18 protein-coding genes are annotated in these 20,229 nt (G+C 55.2%); 9 read left to right on the top strand and 9 right to left on the bottom strand.

Annotated elements, in window-relative coordinates; translation table 11 throughout:
* Window positions 1-214: 214 nt before the first annotated feature.
* On the top strand, window positions 215-883 hold the full coding sequence (locus tag LAO76_10245) for a helix-turn-helix transcriptional regulator (GenBank protein ID MBZ5491299.1): 669 nt from the start codon (window positions 215-217) through the stop codon (window positions 881-883).
* Window positions 884-977: 94 nt separating this feature from the next.
* Here LAO76_10245 and LAO76_10240 read toward each other — a convergent pair whose 3' ends face one another.
* The 4 genes from LAO76_10240 to LAO76_10225 form a co-directional block, all read right to left on the bottom strand.
* Window positions 978-1,115 carry a hypothetical protein gene (locus LAO76_10240; GenBank protein ID MBZ5491298.1) on the bottom strand — a complete coding sequence of 46 codons (138 nt, stop codon included), beginning with the start codon at window positions 1,113-1,115 and terminating at the stop codon, window positions 978-980.
* 144 nt (window positions 1,116-1,259) lie between these two features.
* Window positions 1,260-1,397 (bottom strand): hypothetical protein, encoded by a 138-nt coding sequence (locus LAO76_10235; GenBank protein ID MBZ5491297.1) that lies wholly within the window; start codon window positions 1,395-1,397, stop codon window positions 1,260-1,262.
* Window positions 1,398-1,462: 65 nt separating this feature from the next.
* Window positions 1,463-3,349 (bottom strand): hypothetical protein, encoded by a 1,887-nt coding sequence (locus tag LAO76_10230; protein ID MBZ5491296.1) that lies wholly within the window; start codon window positions 3,347-3,349, stop codon window positions 1,463-1,465.
* Between the two features lie 25 nt (window positions 3,350-3,374).
* Window positions 3,375-4,127, bottom strand: a complete 753-nt coding sequence (locus LAO76_10225) for a lasso peptide biosynthesis B2 protein (GenBank protein ID MBZ5491295.1) — start codon at window positions 4,125-4,127, stop codon at window positions 3,375-3,377.
* Between the two features lie 620 nt (window positions 4,128-4,747).
* On the opposite strand from LAO76_10225, the gene LAO76_10220 reads away from it, so the two are divergent.
* The 5 genes from LAO76_10220 to LAO76_10200 all read left to right on the top strand — a co-directional run bounded on the left by LAO76_10220 (window position 4,748) and on the right by LAO76_10200 (window position 10,693).
* The gene (locus LAO76_10220; GenBank protein MBZ5491294.1) at window positions 4,748-7,399 is read left to right on the top strand and encodes a PAS domain S-box protein; all 2,652 of its coding nucleotides are present in this window, start codon (window positions 4,748-4,750) and stop codon (window positions 7,397-7,399) included.
* A complete protein-coding gene (locus LAO76_10215; GenBank protein MBZ5491293.1) occupies window positions 7,386-8,159 on the top strand; it encodes a response regulator in 774 nt (257 codons plus the stop codon). Before LAO76_10220 ends, LAO76_10215 begins: the two co-directional genes overlap by 14 nt.
* A 533-nt stretch (window positions 8,160-8,692) precedes the next feature.
* Entirely contained in the window at window positions 8,693-9,310 is a 618-nt protein-coding gene (locus LAO76_10210; protein MBZ5491292.1) for a hypothetical protein, read from the top strand.
* Window positions 9,311-9,666: 356 nt separating this feature from the next.
* On the top strand, window positions 9,667-9,828 hold the full coding sequence (locus LAO76_10205) for a hypothetical protein (GenBank protein MBZ5491291.1): 162 nt from the start codon (window positions 9,667-9,669) through the stop codon (window positions 9,826-9,828).
* 70 nt (window positions 9,829-9,898) lie between these two features.
* On the top strand, window positions 9,899-10,693 hold the full coding sequence (locus LAO76_10200; GenBank protein MBZ5491290.1) for a hypothetical protein: 795 nt from the start codon (window positions 9,899-9,901) through the stop codon (window positions 10,691-10,693).
* Between the two features lie 141 nt (window positions 10,694-10,834).
* Here the strand turns inward: LAO76_10200 and LAO76_10195 are convergent, their stop codons facing one another.
* The 4 genes from LAO76_10195 to LAO76_10180 are packed head-to-tail and all read right to left on the bottom strand — an operon-like array spanning window position 10,835 to window position 13,808.
* On the bottom strand, window positions 10,835-11,197 hold the full coding sequence (locus tag LAO76_10195; protein MBZ5491289.1) for a hypothetical protein: 363 nt from the start codon (window positions 11,195-11,197) through the stop codon (window positions 10,835-10,837).
* Between the two features lie 41 nt (window positions 11,198-11,238).
* A complete protein-coding gene (locus tag LAO76_10190) occupies window positions 11,239-12,702 on the bottom strand; it encodes a trehalose-6-phosphate synthase (GenBank protein ID MBZ5491288.1) in 1,464 nt (487 codons plus the stop codon).
* Window positions 12,699-13,487 (bottom strand): trehalose-phosphatase, encoded by a 789-nt coding sequence (gene otsB, locus LAO76_10185; GenBank protein MBZ5491287.1) that lies wholly within the window; start codon window positions 13,485-13,487, stop codon window positions 12,699-12,701. The genes LAO76_10190 and otsB overlap by 4 nt, the downstream gene beginning before the upstream one ends.
* 60 nt (window positions 13,488-13,547) lie before the next feature.
* Window positions 13,548-13,808, bottom strand: a complete 261-nt coding sequence (locus LAO76_10180; GenBank protein MBZ5491286.1) for a hypothetical protein — start codon at window positions 13,806-13,808, stop codon at window positions 13,548-13,550.
* A gap of 303 nt (window positions 13,809-14,111) precedes the next feature.
* On the opposite strand from LAO76_10180, the gene LAO76_10175 reads away from it, so the two are divergent.
* The 3 genes from LAO76_10175 (at window position 14,112) to LAO76_10165 (ending at window position 18,977) form a co-directional block, all read left to right on the top strand.
* Window positions 14,112-14,567: a hypothetical protein gene (locus LAO76_10175; GenBank protein MBZ5491285.1), complete on the top strand. Its 456-nt coding sequence runs from the start codon at window positions 14,112-14,114 to the stop codon at window positions 14,565-14,567.
* Between the two features lie 806 nt (window positions 14,568-15,373).
* Window positions 15,374-17,776, top strand: coding sequence for an endopeptidase La (gene lon / locus LAO76_10170; protein ID MBZ5491284.1), 2,403 nt, complete (start codon window positions 15,374-15,376; stop codon window positions 17,774-17,776).
* Between the two features lie 118 nt (window positions 17,777-17,894).
* Complete coding sequence (locus LAO76_10165; protein ID MBZ5491283.1) at window positions 17,895-18,977, top strand: DUF2156 domain-containing protein; 1,083 nt, start codon at window positions 17,895-17,897, stop codon at window positions 18,975-18,977.
* 57 nt (window positions 18,978-19,034) lie between these two features.
* Here LAO76_10165 and LAO76_10160 read toward each other — a convergent pair whose 3' ends face one another.
* Window positions 19,035-20,138, bottom strand: coding sequence for a PilT/PilU family type 4a pilus ATPase (locus LAO76_10160; protein MBZ5491282.1), 1,104 nt, complete (start codon window positions 20,136-20,138; stop codon window positions 19,035-19,037).
* Window positions 20,139-20,229 lie beyond the last annotated feature (91 nt).

The following is a 20,229-nucleotide window of genomic DNA, read 5'->3' as shown; positions in this document are numbered from 1 at the left end:
CGGGGCTGGCAAAGCTCGGAAAAATTGCATCATATTGGTATCGCCGCTGCTGAAGAACAACTTGAGGGGAAGTTTTTTTCAGCGTAGCAAACGTACTTGTTTTGGTCCTGACTAGAGTGGCGATTGTCTTCATTTCGCCCTGAAGATAACTCTTGAAAAATTTCAGCTCCGTTCAAGCTCTTTGAACGGAAATGCTTGGGGGAATATTTGAAAAGTGTCTTTTGAATATCTGCGCGATCTTCAGAAACAGAGCGGCCTGACGGTGCGTGAAGTATCGCGCCGCAGTCGTGTTCTGGCGGACGCGCTTCATCAGCCGCGGCTGGCCTTTCAGCATCAGGCGATGTCCGGATGGCTCAATGGAAAAAGAAAACCGACCTCCGACCATAGAAGAGCGCTTGCACTGATATTCCAGGTGTCGCTGGAAGAGTTAAGCCGCGGCCTGGATGGGCCGCTCGATCCCAACAGCGCGGGCGCGGTGCTGAAGCCCGTGATTGTTCACGTCCGCGGCAACAAGCAGTTGTTCCGGCATCAAGCCTCGCTGCCCAGTTCCCTGGACCTCACTCGTCCTGCTGTTTATCGGCGATGGACGGACCTGTTCCAGCCCTGGCCGGCAGCGCTCATCAGGCATTTTCGCGAGATCAACCATGATCTGTTCGGATGGATACCAGACAACAGCGCCGGCCCCCTGATTGCCCATCCCCGCTCACTTGTGCTGGTGAATACCAGCACTGCTCGTCTTGAAGAAGCGGAAGCCGTCCAGAAGCGGATCTGGTTTATTTATGTTCCTGGTGGAAACCTGGACGTGGGAATCGCTCATCGCGAGGGGCGCTCGCTGGTGCTCTCCAAGTTCCGCTCTCGCGGGTCGATATCGTGGGCCATGTAACAGGAAAAATAATGTTCCATCTTGACGTGCTGTGATTCCGGCGGCAGCGTAGCTAAAAAGAGGAGCCGGGAACGCCGGCTCCATCTGTGTTTGGTTATTCCTCTTCCAGCTTGCTGAAAAGGCCAATCTTGGCATGGCCAGGAATATCAACGTCAATGACGTCGCTTCCTTTGATCTGGATCAGCTTGCTTGCATTGCCGATGAAATGCAGTTGCGGTTTTTGATATTGCATGGTTGTCCCTTTCTCCGCCAATTCTCGAAACCGTTGTTTCGACCGTCTGGCGGCACGGAAACTCACGATGCGACAGAGAGAATATTCGGGTTGCTCCTGTTGATCGCGCCCCCGAGTTCTCAGCCGTCGTTCCGCGGTGTTTGGTTATTCCTCTTCCAGCTTGCTGGAAAGGAAAATGTGGGCCATGCCGCCAACATCAACATCAAGGACGTCGTGTCCCTTGTTCTGGATCAGCTTGCTGGCATCGCCTACAAAGTGCAGTTGAGGCTTTTCGTATTTCATGGTTGTGCCTTTCTCCGCCAATTCTCGAAAAAACGTTCTTTCGACCGTCTGGCGGCACGGTAAACTCATGATGCGTAAGTGAGAGAATATTCAGGCTGCTCCTGGTGAACGTTTTCCAGGCTCCTGAGCCATCGTTCCGCGGAAAGAATCCGCACGACGTAGCTGCCGGGCGGGTCGATGCCCAGCATCAATTTCGTCAAGTGGTCGTGCAATATCCGCGGATCGGCAAAACCTCTCCGGCAAAGCTGCCATTGGCGCAGATCATCCATGAGATCCCAATCCTTCTGCAAAGCCCTGGAAAATGCTTCATTGATAGCGCCTTTGCTTTTCCGCTTAAGAACTCGCGAGGGCAGCAGGCCAGACATGGCCCGCCTCATGAGAGATCGTCCTTCGCCATTGCGCAAGAATTGGTCAGGAGGCATAGCCAGGCAAAATTCCACCAGCGGCCTGTATAGATAAGGATGAGAAACATAAACATCGCGGTATTCACTGGTGTAGCCGGCGGAAGTCATGTTGAAGAGCGACCGCAACTCGCGCAATTGAATGCGTACGATGGGCAGCGCCTGGCCCCGGGTTTCCGATGAAACCATATGGTCGGCATACGCTTTTTTGTGCCGCTCCGGAAGCCAGTCCGGCAGCCGGGGAATTTCCTGCCTAGGAGTCCTGGAGCGGGCGGCCGCAACAGCCCGAGGCAGGGCCTGTCCGTAAAGCAGCTGCATATAAGGAACGCCCATGGTGCGGCTCCAGGCCCGGCAGGAACGATGCATCCGCAGGAATTGGCCCTGGTATAGGTGATCGGCGATCAGCGGAGCGGCATCCACGGCGCTCCAGAAAAGATGGTCCCCTCCTGCGCCCGTAAGCAACACACGCGCGCGCCGGGCCTTCATGGCGGATGTGTAAGCCCGAAATCTGCCGTCTGCGCAGTGCAGAGGATTGGGCATGCCGGTGAAATTGATTTCGCGCAGGCCGGAAGAAATCTGCTGTTGCTTTTCCGATATGCGCACGGTCTGGATGCCGCGCTGTTCTTCCACAGCTTTTATGAAATATTGTTCGTCACAGCTTTCCGATTCTTCGAAAACACAGGAAAGGGTTTGCAGGCGTTCAGGCGCCCTGTTCTGCTGGGCGAGCACATGGTCTGCGATGACAACCACGGAAGAAGAGTCCAGACCGCCGCTGAGCTCTGCAAAAACAGTGTGTTTGGAGCGCAATTTGGCCCGCACTGCTTCCATCAGTATCGCCCGGCAATGTTCCTCGTATTCGCGATCTGATTTGTAGCGCAGAGGACGTATGGCTGCAGGGTCCCAGAGCTGTAGCGGAGGTGCGAAGCACTGGCTCTCAAAACGCAGCATCGTATTCGGCGGGACGACATGAATGCTCGCCAGAGGACTGTGGCGCGAGTCTGGCTGTGAGACCAGATGTTCGACCATATAGTTTTCGTTGATTTCGAGCTCTGCTCCGCTGATCCGGACAAGATGGGCAAAGTCGCTCGCCCACAACAAAGACTTTCCGGCAAAAGCGTAAAACAACGGACGTGTGCCGCAAGCCGAACGGACAAACCATAGCGCGCGGTTTTTTCCGCACCAAAGCGCCAGGGCGAATTCTCCGATCAGGCGGGAAAAGATTGCCACGCCGAAGCGCTCATAGCCGTGCGCCACAATGACAGGATCGGGCACGTGCGTCAGATGTGCGGCTCCGCTGAGGGCCGCGATTTCCTCGCGATTATCGAGGCGTCCGTCCCATGTGAGCGCCAGTTCACCCAAGCGCCATGGCTGTATCTCATGCTCTTCTTCTGTGGTGATCTGGTCGCCGCGGTAAATCATCAACAACGGCCCTTCCGCAGCTTCGCCGGCGGTTTCAGCCTTCCAGCGGCTGTAGCTGCCCAGCATCCGCGTCAAGTCTGCTTGCGCGACGGGCCGTCCGTCCGTATTCAACATTCCCAGTTGCAGCTTCATGTAATCCCCCACCAGGATCAAAAGATCAATAGGCCGTTAACATCCGGTAAAATTTGCGGACATTCGGAAAGTCATTCACCACAGAACCTTCCGCTTCCACCCAGGCATGGGCCAGAAATGGCATGGGACGCACTCCCACCACCAGGTGCGCGGGAATGCCATAGCTCCGCAGAATGCAGGTGGTCACCGCCGAGCGCTGCAGGCACAATGCTTTCTTGGGATACCACACGCACGCCTTCTCCACCGCGGAGCATATCTCGCCGATGAGCGTGGATTGGTCCCGCCTTTCCTTGGGCCGGACCGGCCATGCCTTCACAGAGCGGCACAGGAATTCAAGTGAAAGCGCGGAAAGAATGCAGTCGAAGAAAGTCAGTCCTATGATCGCGAACAGGATGGTGGAACGCTTGGGCGCAGGCCGCGCGGTGGTGTCCCGATGGCCGTACCATGGATATGTGGGGCCGGTTTGCGCAGTCGCTCCCCGCGACGGCTCTTCAATAAGAAGAACGTCCGATGTCGATAATCCTAGCTTCGCGGCCGTGGCTACAAGACTACGCACGTCATCGATTATCTGCCGCGCCTCCACTCCGTACTTCCCCGCAAGCTGCTCAGCCACTTCCGACTCAGAGCGTCCCGCATGGAGCGATTGCCACATCTCCACGCCGGTGGCGTTCAACTTGAGCAGGCGGTCCTTCTCCGGATCAAAGAGAACACCGCCATCGGGAGACACCGTGAGATAAAGCCGGGGCTGCGTTGCGGCCGATTGAGAGAAAAACGGCATGAATAAGTCTCTCCTGCTGACAAAAGCACCTTATAAGCAAATACTTTTCCCCAATAAAAAAGGTGCGCCGTTGGCAACAGGCAGTTGCCGTTTTCGTCCGTTTTGCTTTGCTTCAGGAGCAGCCCTGAAGTAGGCGGTGCAATGTACAGCTTGCGTTGGCTAAGAGTTTTCTCAGAAAAATCGGGTGAGTGGCCACATTCAGTTGCCACTCATGGGTGCGTTCCGGGTAGTCTGCACTGCTGGCCGGGCTCACCCAGAACTAGAAGCTGGAAACTTATATTCCCCACGCTCGGCGGACTAGCGCGGAAAGTCAGGCCGGCGAGCGCCACTGCGCTTTAGCGCCGTTGTCTGGAAGTAATCAGAAATTCGTGCCACCTGCCGCAAGGGGAGCGGCTTTGTCCTTCCCTGCTCTAGAGAAAGCCGGCTAACAAGTCAAAATATCCCAATCGTCAAAGCCCCTCCTCCCGGTTTCGAGCCGTGACCAACATCACATCTTCTATGTGTCATCGTCTCTGATACTTAATCGTGGGCAATTCTGCCTATAAGAAAAGCTAATGCTCCAAAAGCAGAGCTGTCGCATAGCGCCCAAGGCCTGAGTTTTAAGGGAGTCCACATTGCCAATGCGGGAAAACTGGCCAAACCGTATTTCTCTGGTCGCTGGAGCGCTTTCCGCCAGCCTGGGCGCGGCTGTTCTGGCGGGATGGCAGCTGGGCTATCTTCCATTGATTCAGGTGTTTCCGGCGGGGGCCGCACCCATGCAGCGGATGACGGCGCTCGGCTTCCTGCTGAGCGGCCTGGCGCTCATATTTGCCGGCCGCAACCGCCTGCGGGCTTCAGCCTTCCTGCAGTTCACCGTCCTCGTCGTGTCCGTCATGGTCATTCTGGAATATGTTCTCGGGATCAATCTTGGGATCGACGAATTGCTGGGTCCGGGATACGTCGTTACACACACCTCGCATCGCGGACGAATGTCGCCTGTAAGCGCGCTGTGCTTTGTCGGCGTCAGCGTGGCAATACTCACCATGTGGAGCAGCGCATTCTCGCGGCGGACATCGGCGTTGCGCGGGATCATTGGGTGCGTGCTTGTGGTGATTGGCTGCGTGAGCGTGATGGGCTTTTTCATCGGGCACACTGAAGCCTACGGCTGGGGACATTTCACCCGCGTGGCGCCTCACACCGCGGCAGGCTTCCTACTGCTGGGTCTTGGGCTTGTTGCTTTGTCATGGCAGCAGAAGTCCAGACCTGGGCTGCCGGAATGGGTCCCGGTCAGCGCCGCTTTTGCCGTGGCTGCGGGAGTGCTGGGGCTGTGGCAGGCGCTGGTCTTGCATGAAGAAAGCAAGTTTGCCCTGCTCACCCAGGTGCTTCTGGTCGGCGGTTTTGTCGTCGCCATGCTTTTGGGCATCACGATCCGGCTTGCGCTGCAGGCGCGTGAGCGCAATCGCGATCTCCTCGTCTATCGCATGGCTTTTGAGAACAGCTTTGACGGCCTGTTGCTGACCCGTCTCGATGGTTCCATCCAGACGGCCAACCCAAGCGCCTGTGCCATCCTTGGCCGCACCGCGGAAGAAATCCGGCAGGCAGGTCGCGCCGGCATTATGGACGCCGACGACCCGCATTTACAACAGATCATCCAGGATCGCGCCCGCACCGGGCAGGGCCACGGCGAACTCAGGGCCAAACGCAAGGACGGCAGCCTCTTCCCAGTAGAAATTTCTTCCGTCGTTTTTAAAGACACCAGCGGCGACCTGAGGACCACTCTGGCCTTGCGCGATATCACGGAGCGCAAGCAGGCAGAACAACAACTGAAAGAACAGGCCATTCTGCTGGAACGCGCCCACGATGCCATCATCGTGCGCGACCAGCAGGCGCATGTCGCTTTCTGGAACAAGGGCGCGGTCGACATGTATGGATGGTCGGCGGAAGAAGCGCTGGGACGCATCACCCATGAACTTTTGAAAACGCAGTTTCCCATTCCTCTGCAGGAAATCGAAAACATAGTTGCAACCCACGGACAATGGGAAGGAGAACTGACGCACATCACCCGCGATGGCAAAATAATTGTGGTCGCCAGCCGCTGGTCGCTGATGCAGGACGGCGCCGGAACGCTGCAAAGAATTCTGGAGATCAACCGTGACATCAGCTTGCGCAAGCAGGCAGAGTCGCAACTCCGTCTACAGACCGAGCGCCTGTCACTGGCCACGCACGTTGCATCCATCGGCGTGTGGGAGTGGGACCTGCGCACCAATCAGAGCATATGGGATGATACGTGTTTCGAAATGTATGGCGTTCCCCGGAACGAAGCCATGTCATATGACAAGTGGGCGCGTCTTGTGCATCCGGATGACCTTGCACGGGTCGAAGAATCTCTGCAACGCGCAATCCGGCTAAAGTCCCAGGACTATGTTGAATTCCGCATCGTACGCACTGACGGCTCGTTGCGGCACGTTTCCTCCGCGCAGGGCGCGGTGCTTGACGAACATGGAGAGCCGGTGCGGATGGTCGGCATCAACATTGACGTAACCGAGCAGCGGCGGATGCAGGCGCAACTGGAAGCCTCGTCGCGACTCTCGTCGCTTGGCATGATGGCCGGAGGAATCGCGCATGAGATCAACAATCCGCTCACCATTATTCATGCGTGCGCCAGTGACTTGCTCGATCTGGCACAGGAGACTGAGCAGATGCCGCGGGAAGATGTGGTGCGGAACAGCAAGCGCATCCGCGAGACCGCAAACCGCATTGCGCGCATTGTGAAGAGCCTGCGACGCATCGCGCGCGAAGGCTCCCAGGACGATTTTTCCACCACGCAGGTGGGCAGGATCGTGGAAGAAACGCTGGAGATGTGCCGCGAGCGCTTCAGGTCGAGGTCGGTGAAGCTGATCATCCCGGAAATTGATCCGGAGCTGAAAGTTGTCTGCCGCGAGGTGCAGATCGCCCAGGTGCTGCTCAATCTTCTGCAGAACGCGTTTGATGCCGTGGCCGACGAACCCGGTGAGCGCTGGGTGCGATTGGATGTCGCGGTGCGGGAAAATGTTTTGCAGTTTTCCGTGACCGATAGCGGGCCCGGCGTGCCGGCGGAGTTGAAGACCAGGATCATGGAACCTTTCTTCACCACCAAAGACGTGGGCAAAGGCACCGGGTTGGGCCTGAGCCTCTCCACCACTATTGCGGAAGAGCACGGCGGCAAGTTGGAACTTACCGATGAGGCGGGCCACACGTGCTTTTGTCTGACGCTGCCCATCATCAGTGAAAAGAGGCAATATGCGGTTAACTGATGCCACAGTCCTTGTTGTTGACGACGAAGAAGTCATTTGCGAAATCATGGCCGCCTGGTTCGCGCGCCACGCGCATCGGGTGTTGAGCGCGGGCAATGGCCAGGAAGCGCTTAAGCTGCTGACGGAGAACCACGTGGATGTAATCGTTTCTGATGTGCGCATGCCGGTAATGGACGGCATGGCTCTGCTGCGTGCGGTCGCGGCCAAAGTCGCGGAGCGGCCTCGCGTGGTCTTTATTACCGGCTTCAGCGATCTCCAGCCGCGCGATGCTTATGCTCTTGGCGTGGAAGCGATTATCGAAAAACCACTGGAACGCGATCATCTGCTGGACGCAGTCAAAAGAAGTTTGGCAGATCGCAACGAGCTTTGGAGCAAGCCCGCTGAATCCTTGCCTGACGATATGCTTGCCGCCAGCCCTGTCTGCCTGGCCAAATTTAGCAGTCTCGCCGACGCGTTGCGCGACGGCCAGATCGCCTTTGGCCGCGGCGGATTCTGCCTGAAAACGCCACACAAGTTCAGAGAAGGCTCAGTGCAGTTCAGACTGGACTTTCAGGCCGACCAGAAAATTATTTCCGGGGCGGGCATGGTCCGCTGGAACAGCCCGGCAGAAAACCTTCTTGGGATAGAAGTTTTGTACCTTGACGATCAGGGGCGCGGCTGGATGGCCGATCAGGCGGAAAGCAAAAAACTGGAGTCTTATATTCCACGCGCTCCGGCGATATATAAAGAAGGCGAGAAGGCAAGCGCCGCCGCTAATTAGCAACCGCCATTACACAAAGGCAATACCAGCGCGGCGTAAGCGCATGGCGGGATGACGGGATTTCTCGCGCTGGGCTTTGACCGCAGCCGGCGCCATGTAAAAAGTAAAATGCATTGCAGTTTTCACCATCGGGGATAGCTGGTTCCTTTGCAACCAAGCCATTCTTTATCATGTCTGAATTTTTAGAAATTTTAATGTTATTTTAAGTTAAGTTCTTTCTTATTCTGCTCCTGCCCATGTTATGCTCATCACGATTTTCCAGGGCTAGAGGCAGCATCCTTCCGGGCTCAATCCCTTCAAACAATTTTTTTGTAGTGCATTGGTGTTGTTGCGCCATGCGACGCCGGTATCGGGCGTTGCGGGCGGCAACGCCAGGGACCAGAGTAAGCAAAGTCCTTCCGGGCTCAAAATCCCTGCAACAGTTTCGTGCCGGGCTGGTTCAGGCCAGGCCGAAAACGTGGTCCTCATGGTTTGCCGTGAAGATCGCGTGTTGTTCGTCTCATCTGAGACATTCGGGAGAACAAATAAAAAACATGAACGCCTTGAAGAACCCTTCCACCGCTCTCCTGCCCACCGGCAAGAGTACACGCCCAAAATCAATCACTGTGTTCATTACGGCCCTGCTGTTGGCCATGCTGGCTGGTTCTGTAGCCGCGCACGCGCAAACAGCAACGCTTGTGGTGACCGCGATTAACTCCGGCCGGTTCTATGGAGATCCGAACCCGGAATTTGCCGCAACCATCACTGGCCTGAGGGCCGGCGATAACATCACGGCAATTTTCAGCACCATTGCCGATCCCAGCAGCCCGGTAGGAGATTACGCGATCATTCCTACACTGGTTGATCCGGACGGCAAGCTGAGCAACTACACCGTGGTCATCAACAATGGAACCCTTACGGTTACTCCTGCGCCGCTGCTCGTCATCGCTGATGACACGGCACGCGCGGCCGGCCAGCCTAACCCTACCTTCACCGGCTCAGTTCAAGGAGTGAAAAACGGTGATGACATTACCGCAACCCAGGACAGCCCAGCGACCGTCGGCAGTACGGCGGGAACATATCCAATCGTTCCTACCGTGAAGGACGGATCCGGCAAAATCAGCAATTATGCAGTGTCAATCTCACAGGGAACTCTGACCGTCACACCATAACGTGTAGCGCACACTATAACGCGCATCGGCGGGAGCATATGTGGGCTGGCAATGGCAACATTCGCCAGCCCCTTTTTTGGCTGAAGGCGTGAACGCCTAGCGCCGAGCTCTGCTCCATTGCCAAGAAAAAGCATTCTCTTATCATTCCCATTTATAGAACCGTGGTGCAAACAAATATCCCCAGAATGACTCGCCTTTAGCTGGGAGAAGGCACAGTCCCAAAATGGGAAAGCGTGGTTCTTTTTTAGTACACCCTCGTGGTTTCCAAAATCATAACTTGATAAATTAGATGCGAACACAATGCAGCCAACTGCTAGATTGACGCCATAGCCGTTCAGGCGTCGTGGAGTATTAGTATGAAAATGGCGCGCATTGTGATCATTCTCTATGTGCTGCTGACCGCAGCGATAACAGTTGGAAGCGACAAAAAGCCGGTAAGTTCGGCAGTGATCAAGGTAGCCGATTGCTGCTCAACGTGTCCGCCGATTTGTCCGTGGCCGCCGAGTTTAGTGCAGTAGAGTTTTAAAGCTGCAGGCCAAGTACAATAGCGACTGGCCTGCACCAATTTACCGTAAGAGGTCGAGCCGTATGTTTTTTCACCTCATTCCTCTCTATTCGCGCATCATGTTTATTGGCATCACGGCCATTGAGTGTTTTCTTGCCATCATGCTTCTCCGCTGGGACGCATGGAAGCGCTATCCGGTCATGAGCGCCTATTTGACATGGCAGGGCGTGGGAGGATTGGTTGGTTTTCTCCTTGGCTGCTTTGGAGCAGTGATGCCTTGGTATTACATCAACCATGGGGTAATGATCGTTTTGCACCTTACCGCGTTTGCGGTTGCTCTTGAGCTGTACTACAAGATTTTTGACCCGAGAATTGGTCTTTTCGCGTGGGGGCGGCGGCACGTGGTGATCATTATTTCGGTATCGGTGGCCATAGCGGTCATGATTGGAAGTCTCTGGTCGGCAAGAAACGGCGGCTCCTTAAACAGAACAGTGGTGACTGTGGAGGAGGTTCTGAAAGTGGCATTGTGGGCCACCTTCTGCACTCTATGGATCTATTCGCGGGCCCTGGGATTCATCTGGCGTCCGCGAGTCGCGGGAATTGCCAGGGGGTTCATTTTTATTCTCACTGCTTCAGCTATCTGTGTTTTTATCTCGATGCGGTTCTCTCTTAGTACTGCGTTGATTGCCAACCAAGTTGAAATGGCCGCCGAATTCCTTACGGTGGCATGGTGGTTGGGAGTTTTCTGGGGTGAGGAGAAATTCCCTGACAAGACCGTATCAGCACAAGTTGAAGAATTCCCCCAAGCGATCAGCTCAGCGCAAGTTGAGGAAATACCGAACCAATATGGCGCGGGAGCAATCGCTCGGATGTTGTAGTTGAAGGTCGCTCAAACTACCAACTGGAAATTAGTCGCTCTTCTCTGAAACACATTGGCAGCGGCAAGATAGCTGGATTCAGATGTTGAGGGGAGAGAGCACCCACCTTTGCGCAAAACCGCGCAAAGGCACCCAGCATTCTTAACCGCACCCGACAATCCTCGATTGCTCGCCGACCAATCTTAGAATGACTTGCGGCAGGTCTTCAGCGCTGCTATCCACGCTCAAGACCGCATCGGCAAGTTCCGCGTTGCGTATGTTCGAACGATACAAGAAGATCACACGGATTGCGTCCCCGCACTTGGCTCTTGCCGCCACCGCGTTGCGATCTCTAAGTGGAACTCCGTGTCCAATCACCAGAACGTCAAATTCGCACGTCCCAAGCAATCGCAAACCCGCCGACTTTGTGTCAACCGATGTTACTTCGAATCCGGAAGCCGCCAGAAACCGATGGCGTTTCTGAAGCAGCTCATCGACATACCCAAATGACAAAACTCTGATCATCGAACTCCCACTCCAAGCTGGAAAAATCCGTAGCGGTGAGCTCATACCGAAACCGCACAAGCCAGGGATTCATCAGTCTCAACGGTGTGTAGCCTCACCGCCTTGCAAAAAGCCTCCGCCCAGACACTGACATTGTCTTTGGCGATGGAGCGCCGCATTGTTCGCATTCGACAGAGGCGTTCCGACCGCGTAAACACTAGTGCCTGCCTGATGGCATTGGCGACACCGCTCAGATCATTTGGATTCACAACCAGCGCTCCGGCCTTGAGCTGTTGCGCCGCCCCGGCAAACTCGCTCACGATCAGGACGCCGTCATTGCTGGTGTGAGCAGCACAAAACTCTTTGGCGACCAGGTTCATGCCGTCTTTTAACGGTGTAACCAAAGCCACGTCAGCCGCCTTGTAATGTGCCAGCAGTTCGTCCCGATTGAGCCGGCGGTAAACGTACTGGATGGGGACCCAACCGTTCTTCGTAAAGCGTCCATTGATCGAAGTAACCAGGCGTTCAACTTCCTGTTTGAGCTCCTGATACTTGGGTATATCTTCACGGCTGGGCACCACAATTTGCACCAGGGTAACCCTGCATTGAAGCTCAGGGGACTGTTCCAGAAGTAACTCAAACGCGCGCAACCGCTCTGGGATCCCCTTGGTATAGTCGAGGCGATCGACGCCCAACAGGCAATGGTCCGCTTTGATGTTATCCCGCAGCGAAGCCGCCATTTGTGTGACCTCTTCGCTGCAAGCTCGCGTTGAAAATTCCTGGAAATCTATGCTGATCGGGAAAGCCCCTGCCGTCACCTGTCTGTCACTGGTTTCAAACATTACTGCTCTGCCGTTCCGCCGGGCCCGAACCTCGCTGGCTAGAAAGCGCCTTAAGCAGAGCACAAAATTCCTGAGATCGCGACCGGTTTGGAAACCAAGAACATCAAATCGAAGCATGGCGCGCAGCAGCTCAGAGCGCCAAGGGAGCTTGGCGAAAATATCAGGCGAGGGAAAGGGAATGTGATGGAAGTAAGCCAAAGTCTTTCCGATTTCCATTTCACGCAGCTCTTCCGCGATCAACATGAGGTGATAGTCATGCACCCACACATAGTCTGTTCCTTCCGCGTGCTCAAGAACCGCAGCGGCGTATTTCTTGTTCACGCGCTTGTAAACGCCCCAATAGCAGGGGTCGAAATTGCAGCGTGATTGCAGATCGTGAAATAGCGGCCAGAGAATCTCGTTGGAGAAGCCATAATAGAACTTGGCCAGTTCCACGGACGACAGAAAGACGGGAATGAAGCGGCAGTTCTCTATTGACGCTGCTTGAATCAGAGCTCTAACGTCTTGTTCTTCGGCGTCAGATCCGGGCCAGCCTACCCAGAGAGTCTCTTTGTTTTTCAGCACGGATGTAAGCGCTGTAATCAGTCCGCCGGAGGCCGGTTCCACGCGAACGCTTCCTCCGACGTTCTCAACAACGCATGGCAGCCGATTGGAAACGATCATTAGCTTCTTTAGCGCACTCATGCCGCACCTCCGCAAGAGTCCAACCATGTTTCCAAAAAACGCGTGAGCTCATGAGGCGGCCTGATCCACAGTTGTGCAGCGGTGGGCCGGAGTTCGGGCCGCACGAGCACTGTCAGCCCGGCATCGCCTAAAGCCAGAAACGCGTCTTCATCGGTAAGATCGTCGCCCAGATATGCAACCGGTGTCTTCGCGGGCAACTCTTTCAGGATGGCCCTTACGGCATCACCCTTGTCGCGCCTGCCGACGAGCAGTTCCATCCCGCCGTCGAACTCCAGCAGGCGACAATTTGCTTTTGTTCGAAGAAAGGCAAAGGCCCGTAGAGCCCCGATCCTTGTGTCCCGTTGGCCTTTCAGATCCAAGCCCCTCCAGTGGACAGCAAGGGAGAATGGCTTGAGTTCAACTATGCCGCCCAACCCTTCCATTGCCAGCAACGTCTCCGCCTGCCGCAGTACCTGGGTTGCCTCCGGCTCAATCTCAAAAGTCGTCAATGTACCGTCGGGATGCAGGCGCTCCCGGCCGTGGCCGCCCCATATTTCGCAACTCAGTTCGTAGGGCCGCAGCAAACGATCCAAATCGCCGGCGGCGCGTCCCGTGATGAAAATGGTCCTCGTCCCGGTGGTCCGGCAGATTCGTTGCAGTGACTCAATCGCGTTGGCATAGGGCTCTGCCCTGTCTCGCTCCACTGTAAACGGAGCGAGCGTTCCATCGTAATCCAGAAGCAATACTGGGTGGTTGCAGCTCTGCAACCGCTCAAAAAAGTCTGTCCGAAGGCAAGTGATTGCCATGGCATCTTCCTCCCCCCTAGCAAATTGTGAGTGTTGTGAGTGGCGATGCGGGAGGAATCTCTAGCAAAGAAAAGTGCAGAACAAGGGGTTCATTTGGGGGCTGAAGCGGGAGATAGGATTTTCCCTGCCTACGCGGAAGAGCAGCATGCCTACCGCAAAGAAGAGCTCAACCGCCAAGAGCGTCATGCAAATCATGACCTTGTTCGCGTTCTGGTTGGCACGTAGGGCTGATTCGGGCAGATCAATTGTAGGCGCAAGAAAAACCAGGAGCACGCAAACGACCGCAACGATCAGAACCGATTTGTAGACCACGGTCAGCATGAAAACGAAATCATTTTAGCCCGGAAAAGCGAGATCCGAACAAGCAAAAAAACCTGATTCCCGTGACTTAGGATGCAGTACTGGCTCAATTTGTTGCAAACACAACACTTCGTGACACGATATTGTTAATGTTTCTCGCTTTGGCGGGAACAAACCTTTAGAAGCTTTTGGCGAAACCCATGAATTCTTCTCAATGTGATGGAAATCACAGACGGTGTCGACGGGAAAATAGCAAGATAAATATCGCAATACGATATCAATCATAAACTGCGGGAATTGGTTCCCGCGAAGGAGAAGAAAGCTATGAAATTCAGACTTAGCATATTAAGCGGCGCTCTCATTGCCCTGGCGATGGTAACGGCTTCATTCGGAATGGCTCAAATGGGTAAGGGGATGGGTCAGGGAATGCGCATGGGTGGTTATGATGCGTCGTCGGTGGTCACTGTTAAAGGGACCATCCAGGATGTCCAGGAAGGAACAATGCAACGCGGACAAAAGAGCAACACGGGCCACATGGGAACACACTTGGTCCTCAAAACTGACAAGGAAACACTGACTGTGATGGTTGGGCCATCCGCTTTTCTGACCGAAAAGAATTTTTCATTTGCGAAAGGCGATCAAGTCGAGGTGACCGGCTCGAAGGTCAAATATGGAGACTCTGAAGCCATCATAGCTCGCGAGATCAAGAAGGGCGACAAAGTCCTGACTCTGCGCGACGAAAAGGGCGTTCCTTTGTGGTCGACGGGGCGGCGACGCTAGTTTCACAAAAACCATGTCGGCTCGTCTGTCTGGGAAACGGTAGGGCCTACCCCCAACGTCACAGGGATAGGCCCACTTCCTCTCGATTCCTTCGAGATATTCTGACCTACGACGGGCAGGTGTACTGCCGGAAAGTTGCAAAGAGTTTTGGCCAGTGGCGTGAATTTCTCAGCATGCGAAATTGAACATGGCCGGTTTCGTGCTTTATTTGCCGGCAGGTTTTGCCCTAAGATACGGAGTGGTTGAACTTTACCCAAAAGCAAAAAAGAAGAAGTATTCAGCAATCGCCCTTAGTATTCAGCCAAACCAACAGCCATTTTCACCCTAGAGGACGCAAACGGAAAATGGGTCAGTGGGACAAACTCACGCCAATATTGGATACGGTGGGATACCAAGGGAGGGGCAGGCTGCCGAGATCGGGGGATCCGGTGATCGGGGGATCCGGTGATCGGACAAGGATGATGCCGCAAAATCTAAGCTAACAGGGATGAATTGGGACAGGAGCAGAGATCGGATAGCAACACAATGGTGATTGAGAGCCCGGTGATGTGAGGATCAGATAAGTAAGGAGGAGGCAGAGAAATGCTGACACCGAGACACTCTAGAAATCGAGCATTGGAAATCTGCCGGCGCTGCCGAGTTCTCTGGTTAAGGCGTTTCTAGTTAAACCGTTGATTCCACTCAGCATAATTTCCAAAATGGCACAGAAGCACTCTCACGACGGCGGCTTGCGTTGCGTGATATTCTTAAAAGTAGGAAGATGGTGGAAACCCCCATCCCTGTAAACCGAGAGAAAAGGCGACTCAGTGACCCAAATTAAGGAAAAATTCGAAACTCGCAAGCTCCCGATGATGCCCATACGCGATGTGGTCATCTTCCCGTACATGATGACCCCGTTTATCGTGGGCCGCGAGTCCAGCGTGCGTGCCCTGGAAGAGGCACTGGCCTCTGACCGCAAGATCTTTCTGGCCACCCAGCATGACGCGAGCATTGACGAGCCCAAGCCGAATGAGATTTACCAGGTGGGCACGATCGCCAATATTGTGCAGAACCTGAAGTTGCCGGACGGCAACATAAAGGTGCTGGTGGAAGGCGTGGAGCGCGGCAGGATCCTGAAGCTGACCAACACTGAAGGCTATTTTGAAGCTGAAGTGCGCACGGTGAAGTATCCGCCCGACCCCACCAAGGCGCTGGATGCGGCGATGCAGCGCGTGCACAACCTTTTTGACCAGTATGTAAAGCTCTGCCAGAGCTTGAATCTTGAGCCGGTGATCATTACCGGGATGAACGATCCGGCGAAGCTGAGCGATACGATTGCCCAGAACCTGCAACTTTCCATTGAAGAAAAGCAGGAGCTGCTGGATATTTTTGATCCGGCGGAGCGGCTTAACCGCATTGCCGACGTGCTGGATATTGAAATTGAAAAGCTGAACATGGACCGTACTATCCAGACGCGGGTAAAGCGCCAGATGGAGCGCGCGCAAAAAGAGTATTACCTTAACGAAAAGATCAAGGCCATACAGAAAGAGCTGGGACGCGGCGAAAAGAGCGAATTTGACGAGCTGAAAAAGAAGATTGATACCGCCGGCATGCCCAAGGAAGTGCATGAGAAGGCGATCCAGGAATTGAAGAAGCTGGAAGCCATGCCGCCGATGTCTGCCGAGTCAACGGTTTCACGCAATTACCTTGACTGGCTGCTGGCAGTGCCGTGGAAGAAGAAATCAAAAGAGATCCGCAACATTGAACACGCGGAAAAAATCCTGAACCAGGACCACTACGGCCTGGAAAAGATCAAAGACCGCATTTTGGAATTTTTGGCTGTGCGGCAGTTGGTGAAGAATCCCAAGGGCTCGATTCTCTGCTTTGTTGGACCTCCGGGCGTGGGCAAAACGTCGCTGGGCATGTCGATTGCGAAAGCTACAGGGCGCAAGTTTGTACGCATGTCACTGGGTGGCGTGCGCGATGAAGCTGAAATTCGTGGACATCGCCGGACATATATTGGCGCGCTGCCGGGGCAGATCATTCAGATGATGAAGAAAGCCGGCACGAAGAATCCGGTCTTTATGCTGGATGAAGTGGACAAGATGGCTTCTGACTTCCGCGGCGATCCTTCGTCTGCGCTGCTGGAAGTGCTTGATCCCGAGCAGAACTGGATGTTCCAGGACCACTACCTTGACGTGGAATACGATCTGTCGCAAGTGTTTTTCGTCGCGACGGCGAACGTGCTGCACACCATCCCTGCCGCCTTGCAGGACCGCATGGAAGTTCTGCGGCTGCATGGCTACACTGAGCTGGAAAAAGTTGAGATCGCAAAACAGTTCCTGGTGCGCAAGCAGCGCGAAGCCACCGGACTGACGGAAACGCAGCTCACATTTGGCGATGACGCTCTGCGCGAGATTATCCGTTCTTACACGCGTGAAGCGGGCGTGCGCAACCTGGAGCGCGAGATCGGAAACATCTCCCGCAAGGTGGCGCGCAAAGTAGTGAAAGATCCTACATACACGGTTGCCCTGACCGCGGACAAAGTCAACGAGTTCCTGGGCGTGACTAAATTCCGCGACACGCTGGCTAATGAAAAGAGCGAAGTCGGCCTGGTTACAGGGCTGGCGTGGACGGAAGTCGGCGGATCGATTCTGAGCATTGAAGTGGCAATCGTGGACGGTAAAGGCAAGCTCACCATCACAGGCCAACTGGGCGATGTGATGCAGGAGTCGGCGCATGCTGCGATGTCATACGTGCGCTCACGCGCGTCGCGGCTTGGCATCCCCAAGGACTTCTACCGCAACTTTGATATTCACATTCACGTGCCGGAAGGCGCCATCCCCAAAGACGGCCCGTCTGCGGGCATTACGATGGCCACGGCGATTTCAAGCGCGCTGAGCAAGATTCCTGTGCGCCGCGATATCGCCATGACTGGCGAAATCACGTTGCGCGGCAAAGTGCTGCCCATCGGCGGACTGAAAGAGAAGTTGCTGGCTGCGCTACGCGCCGGGATTAAAGAAGCAATCATCCCGAAAGAAAACGAAAAGGACCTTGCTGATGTGCCGGAAAATATCCGCGGCCAGATGAAGGTACACTTTGTGGAAAATATGGACCAGGTATTGACGATCGCGCTGGAAACGCCGCTTCCGGATTTCCCGGAAGAAGGCGCACAGACGATCCCAGCGCCGACCGTACAACCTGAGATATCGCGAGAGCGCTACCTGTAGAGTCTGTTGTAAGGCTTGCGAGCCCGCTCAAAACAGAGCGGGCTTTTTTTCGGCATCGGCAGAATGAAAATCGGTGGGAATGGGAACTCCTGCTCTCAACCAATGACATCAAATTAAAGTGATTGTTTCCGCAGCCACAGACTTTGAACTCGCGCGCGAACTGGTGCTTGCGCATAGCTGGAACCCAATTGCTTATCAGATTTTAAATCCTGGAATTGAGCATTGGTTTAGCACGGAGCGAGATGCCGTCATCGGATACGTAACGTGCAGCCGTATACGCGTTGTTGCGGGCGCGCCTGTTTGCAGTCCCGCATGCACCGCACAGGTGGTGAAAGAGTTTGAGTCTGATGCCGCGCGCAGTGGTGAGCGCGTTTGTTACTTTCACGTCGGTCCGCGATTCACGCTCGCCATTGAACATTCCGCTCATCACGCCACAGCCGCTATTGGCGCGGTTCCTTTCTGGAAGCCGGCAAACTGGAATTTCATCTTGAAATCCCATGCATCGCTGCGCTACCAGATCAATCGGGCGCGAAATAAGGGTGTAAGCGTAGCGGAAATGCCGGCGCAACTTGCCGCGGAGTCTGACGATCTGAGAGACATCCGGCGGCAATGGCTGGGCCGCAAGCACCTGCCGCCACTGCATTTCCTTATTGAGCCAGATATATTCGGCCAGCTCCGGGACCGTCGTCTCTTTGTCGCGACGCGCAACGTTTCCGGCAGTACATCTGCTAACTATGGCGCGCCGATCATGGGTTATCTGCTGTGCTCGCCCATGCCGAATCGTGAAGGTTGGCTGTTTGAGCAGTGGGCACATGCTGCACGGGCGCCGCTCGGAACCAGTGAATTGCTGGTGCATGCTGCAATGTCCTCTTTCGCCGCCGAGGATTGCCGGGCCGTTACGATGGGCATGGTCCCGCTTTCAGAGCGTGTTCTTTCACTTGGAGTTCCCGGGCCGCTGTGGCTGCGATCTCTGTTTCGTTTTATGCGCCTCACCGCCAACCCTCTTTACAACTTCAAGGGACTGGAATTCTACAAATACAAATTCCGTCCTGATTATTCCGAGCCCGTTTTTGCCGTAGTGAACGAGGGAACTTTTCGGCCCGCCAATGTCTTCGCCATTGCGCGCGCGTTTGCCGGCAGTCCGCTGCAATTATTCGCCTGGCAAACTCTGAAGAAACTTCTTCAGCACCTGATGGGATGAATCTGAAATTGGAATGTAGAGTGACACATCGACACGAATCGGCGTTCGTCCAGTGAATTATTTTCTCGCCGCCACGCGCAGGATTCCTTCCAGATCGTCCGGATGGATGGCGTGCAGCATCGCGTCTTCACGATCGATATGGCCCTGCGTCATCAGCGTTGCCAGTGACTCTTCCATGCTGAAAGAGCCGGCCTTTTTCGTCATCGTAATTTCCTGATGCAGTTGGTGGATATTGTTTTTGCGGATGTGCACGCGCGCGCCGTAGCCGATCATCAGCATCTCCGCTGCCGGATAACGTCCGCCGCGCTTGCTGGGCATGAGAATCTGCGTAAGAACCGCGGAAAGAGACATCGCAAGCTCCTGGCGAATGCTGCTCTGGCGCTCCGGCGGGAATGAATCAGCAATGCGCGAGATGGTGGAAGCAACGTCAGTGGTGTGCAGCGTGGAAAAAACCAGATGGCCGGTTTCGGCGGCGGTGACGGCAATGCGCATGGTTTCTGGATCGCGCATTTCGCCCACCACTAGCACGTCCGGCGCCTGGCGCAGCGCGGCGCGCAATGCGGTGGGAAAATCCGGCGCATCATGCCCGACCTCAACCTGCTCAATCACGCTGCGGATATTTGCGTGCTCATACTCAATGGGATCTTCAATCGTGACGATGTGGCGCGCATCGCGGCGATTGATTTCATTCACCAGCGCGGCGACGGTCGTGGATTTGCCTGAGCCTGCCGGCCCGCCGATCAACACCAGTCCGCGCGGCAGGTGGGCAAGCTGCTCGACCGTCGGCGGAAGATGCAGCTCATGCAGAAATGGCACTGTCGTGGGCAGCGCACGGATCGTCGCGGCTGCGCGTCCGCGCTCCTGATGCAAATTGATGCGGAAGCGGCCAAGATTGGTGTTGCGATACGAAGAGTCGGCGATGCGGATTTCAAGATACTGGCGCAGGGCATGCGGCATCAGTGCGGGCGTGATGGCGTTTTCAATCTCGTCGCTGGTGAGCTTTCTCTCGCCGATGGGGACAACCTGGCCGTCCACGCGGACGCAGGCGGGTGCGTCGGTAACGAGCAGCAGGTCGCTGCCGCGCCGCTCGACCAGTTGGACCAGCCAGCGGTTAAGTTCGGTAAGGGAGGGGTCAGTCACGCTGGTATTTGAGCTTAGCATGCTTCAATTGAACGTTCGAAGATGGCTTATCTTGCAGAAGATCGGGTGATCGCGCGTGATCGGATGATCTGGTGATCGGAAAACCAAACCC

The organism is Terriglobia bacterium (assembly GCA_020072645.1).
GTDB lineage: Bacteria > Acidobacteriota > Terriglobia > Terriglobales > Acidobacteriaceae > Angelobacter.
Note: the sequence above shows the minus strand (reverse complement) of the source record. Positions and strands in the feature narration are given on the sequence as shown.

Excerpts from the sequence above, each read along its gene's own strand:
- LAO76_10240 (MBZ5491298.1), bottom strand. The coding sequence starts at position 1,115 with ATGCAATATCAAAAACCGCAACTGCATTTCATCGGCAATGCAAGCAAG.
- LAO76_10235 (MBZ5491297.1), bottom strand. The coding sequence starts at position 1,397 with ATGAAATACGAAAAGCCTCAACTGCACTTTGTAGGCGATGCCAGCAAG.
- LAO76_10230 (MBZ5491296.1), bottom strand. The coding sequence starts at position 3,349 with ATGAAGCTGCAACTGGGAATGTTGAATACGGACGGACGGCCCGTCGCG.
- LAO76_10225 (MBZ5491295.1), bottom strand. The coding sequence starts at position 4,127 with ATGCCGTTTTTCTCTCAATCGGCCGCAACGCAGCCCCGGCTTTATCTC.
- LAO76_10220 (MBZ5491294.1), top strand. The coding sequence starts at position 4,748 with ATGCGGGAAAACTGGCCAAACCGTATTTCTCTGGTCGCTGGAGCGCTT.
- LAO76_10215 (MBZ5491293.1), top strand. The coding sequence starts at position 7,386 with ATGCGGTTAACTGATGCCACAGTCCTTGTTGTTGACGACGAAGAAGTC.
- LAO76_10210 (MBZ5491292.1), top strand. The coding sequence starts at position 8,693 with ATGAACGCCTTGAAGAACCCTTCCACCGCTCTCCTGCCCACCGGCAAG.
- LAO76_10205 (MBZ5491291.1), top strand. The coding sequence starts at position 9,667 with ATGAAAATGGCGCGCATTGTGATCATTCTCTATGTGCTGCTGACCGCA.
- LAO76_10200 (MBZ5491290.1), top strand. The coding sequence starts at position 9,899 with ATGTTTTTTCACCTCATTCCTCTCTATTCGCGCATCATGTTTATTGGC.
- LAO76_10195 (MBZ5491289.1), bottom strand. The coding sequence starts at position 11,197 with ATGATCAGAGTTTTGTCATTTGGGTATGTCGATGAGCTGCTTCAGAAA.
- LAO76_10190 (MBZ5491288.1), bottom strand. The coding sequence starts at position 12,702 with ATGAGTGCGCTAAAGAAGCTAATGATCGTTTCCAATCGGCTGCCATGC.
- otsB (MBZ5491287.1), bottom strand. The coding sequence starts at position 13,487 with ATGGCAATCACTTGCCTTCGGACAGACTTTTTTGAGCGGTTGCAGAGC.
- LAO76_10180 (MBZ5491286.1), bottom strand. The coding sequence starts at position 13,808 with ATGCTGACCGTGGTCTACAAATCGGTTCTGATCGTTGCGGTCGTTTGC.
- LAO76_10175 (MBZ5491285.1), top strand. The coding sequence starts at position 14,112 with ATGAAATTCAGACTTAGCATATTAAGCGGCGCTCTCATTGCCCTGGCG.
- LAO76_10160 (MBZ5491282.1), bottom strand. The coding sequence starts at position 20,138 with ATGCTAAGCTCAAATACCAGCGTGACTGACCCCTCCCTTACCGAACTT.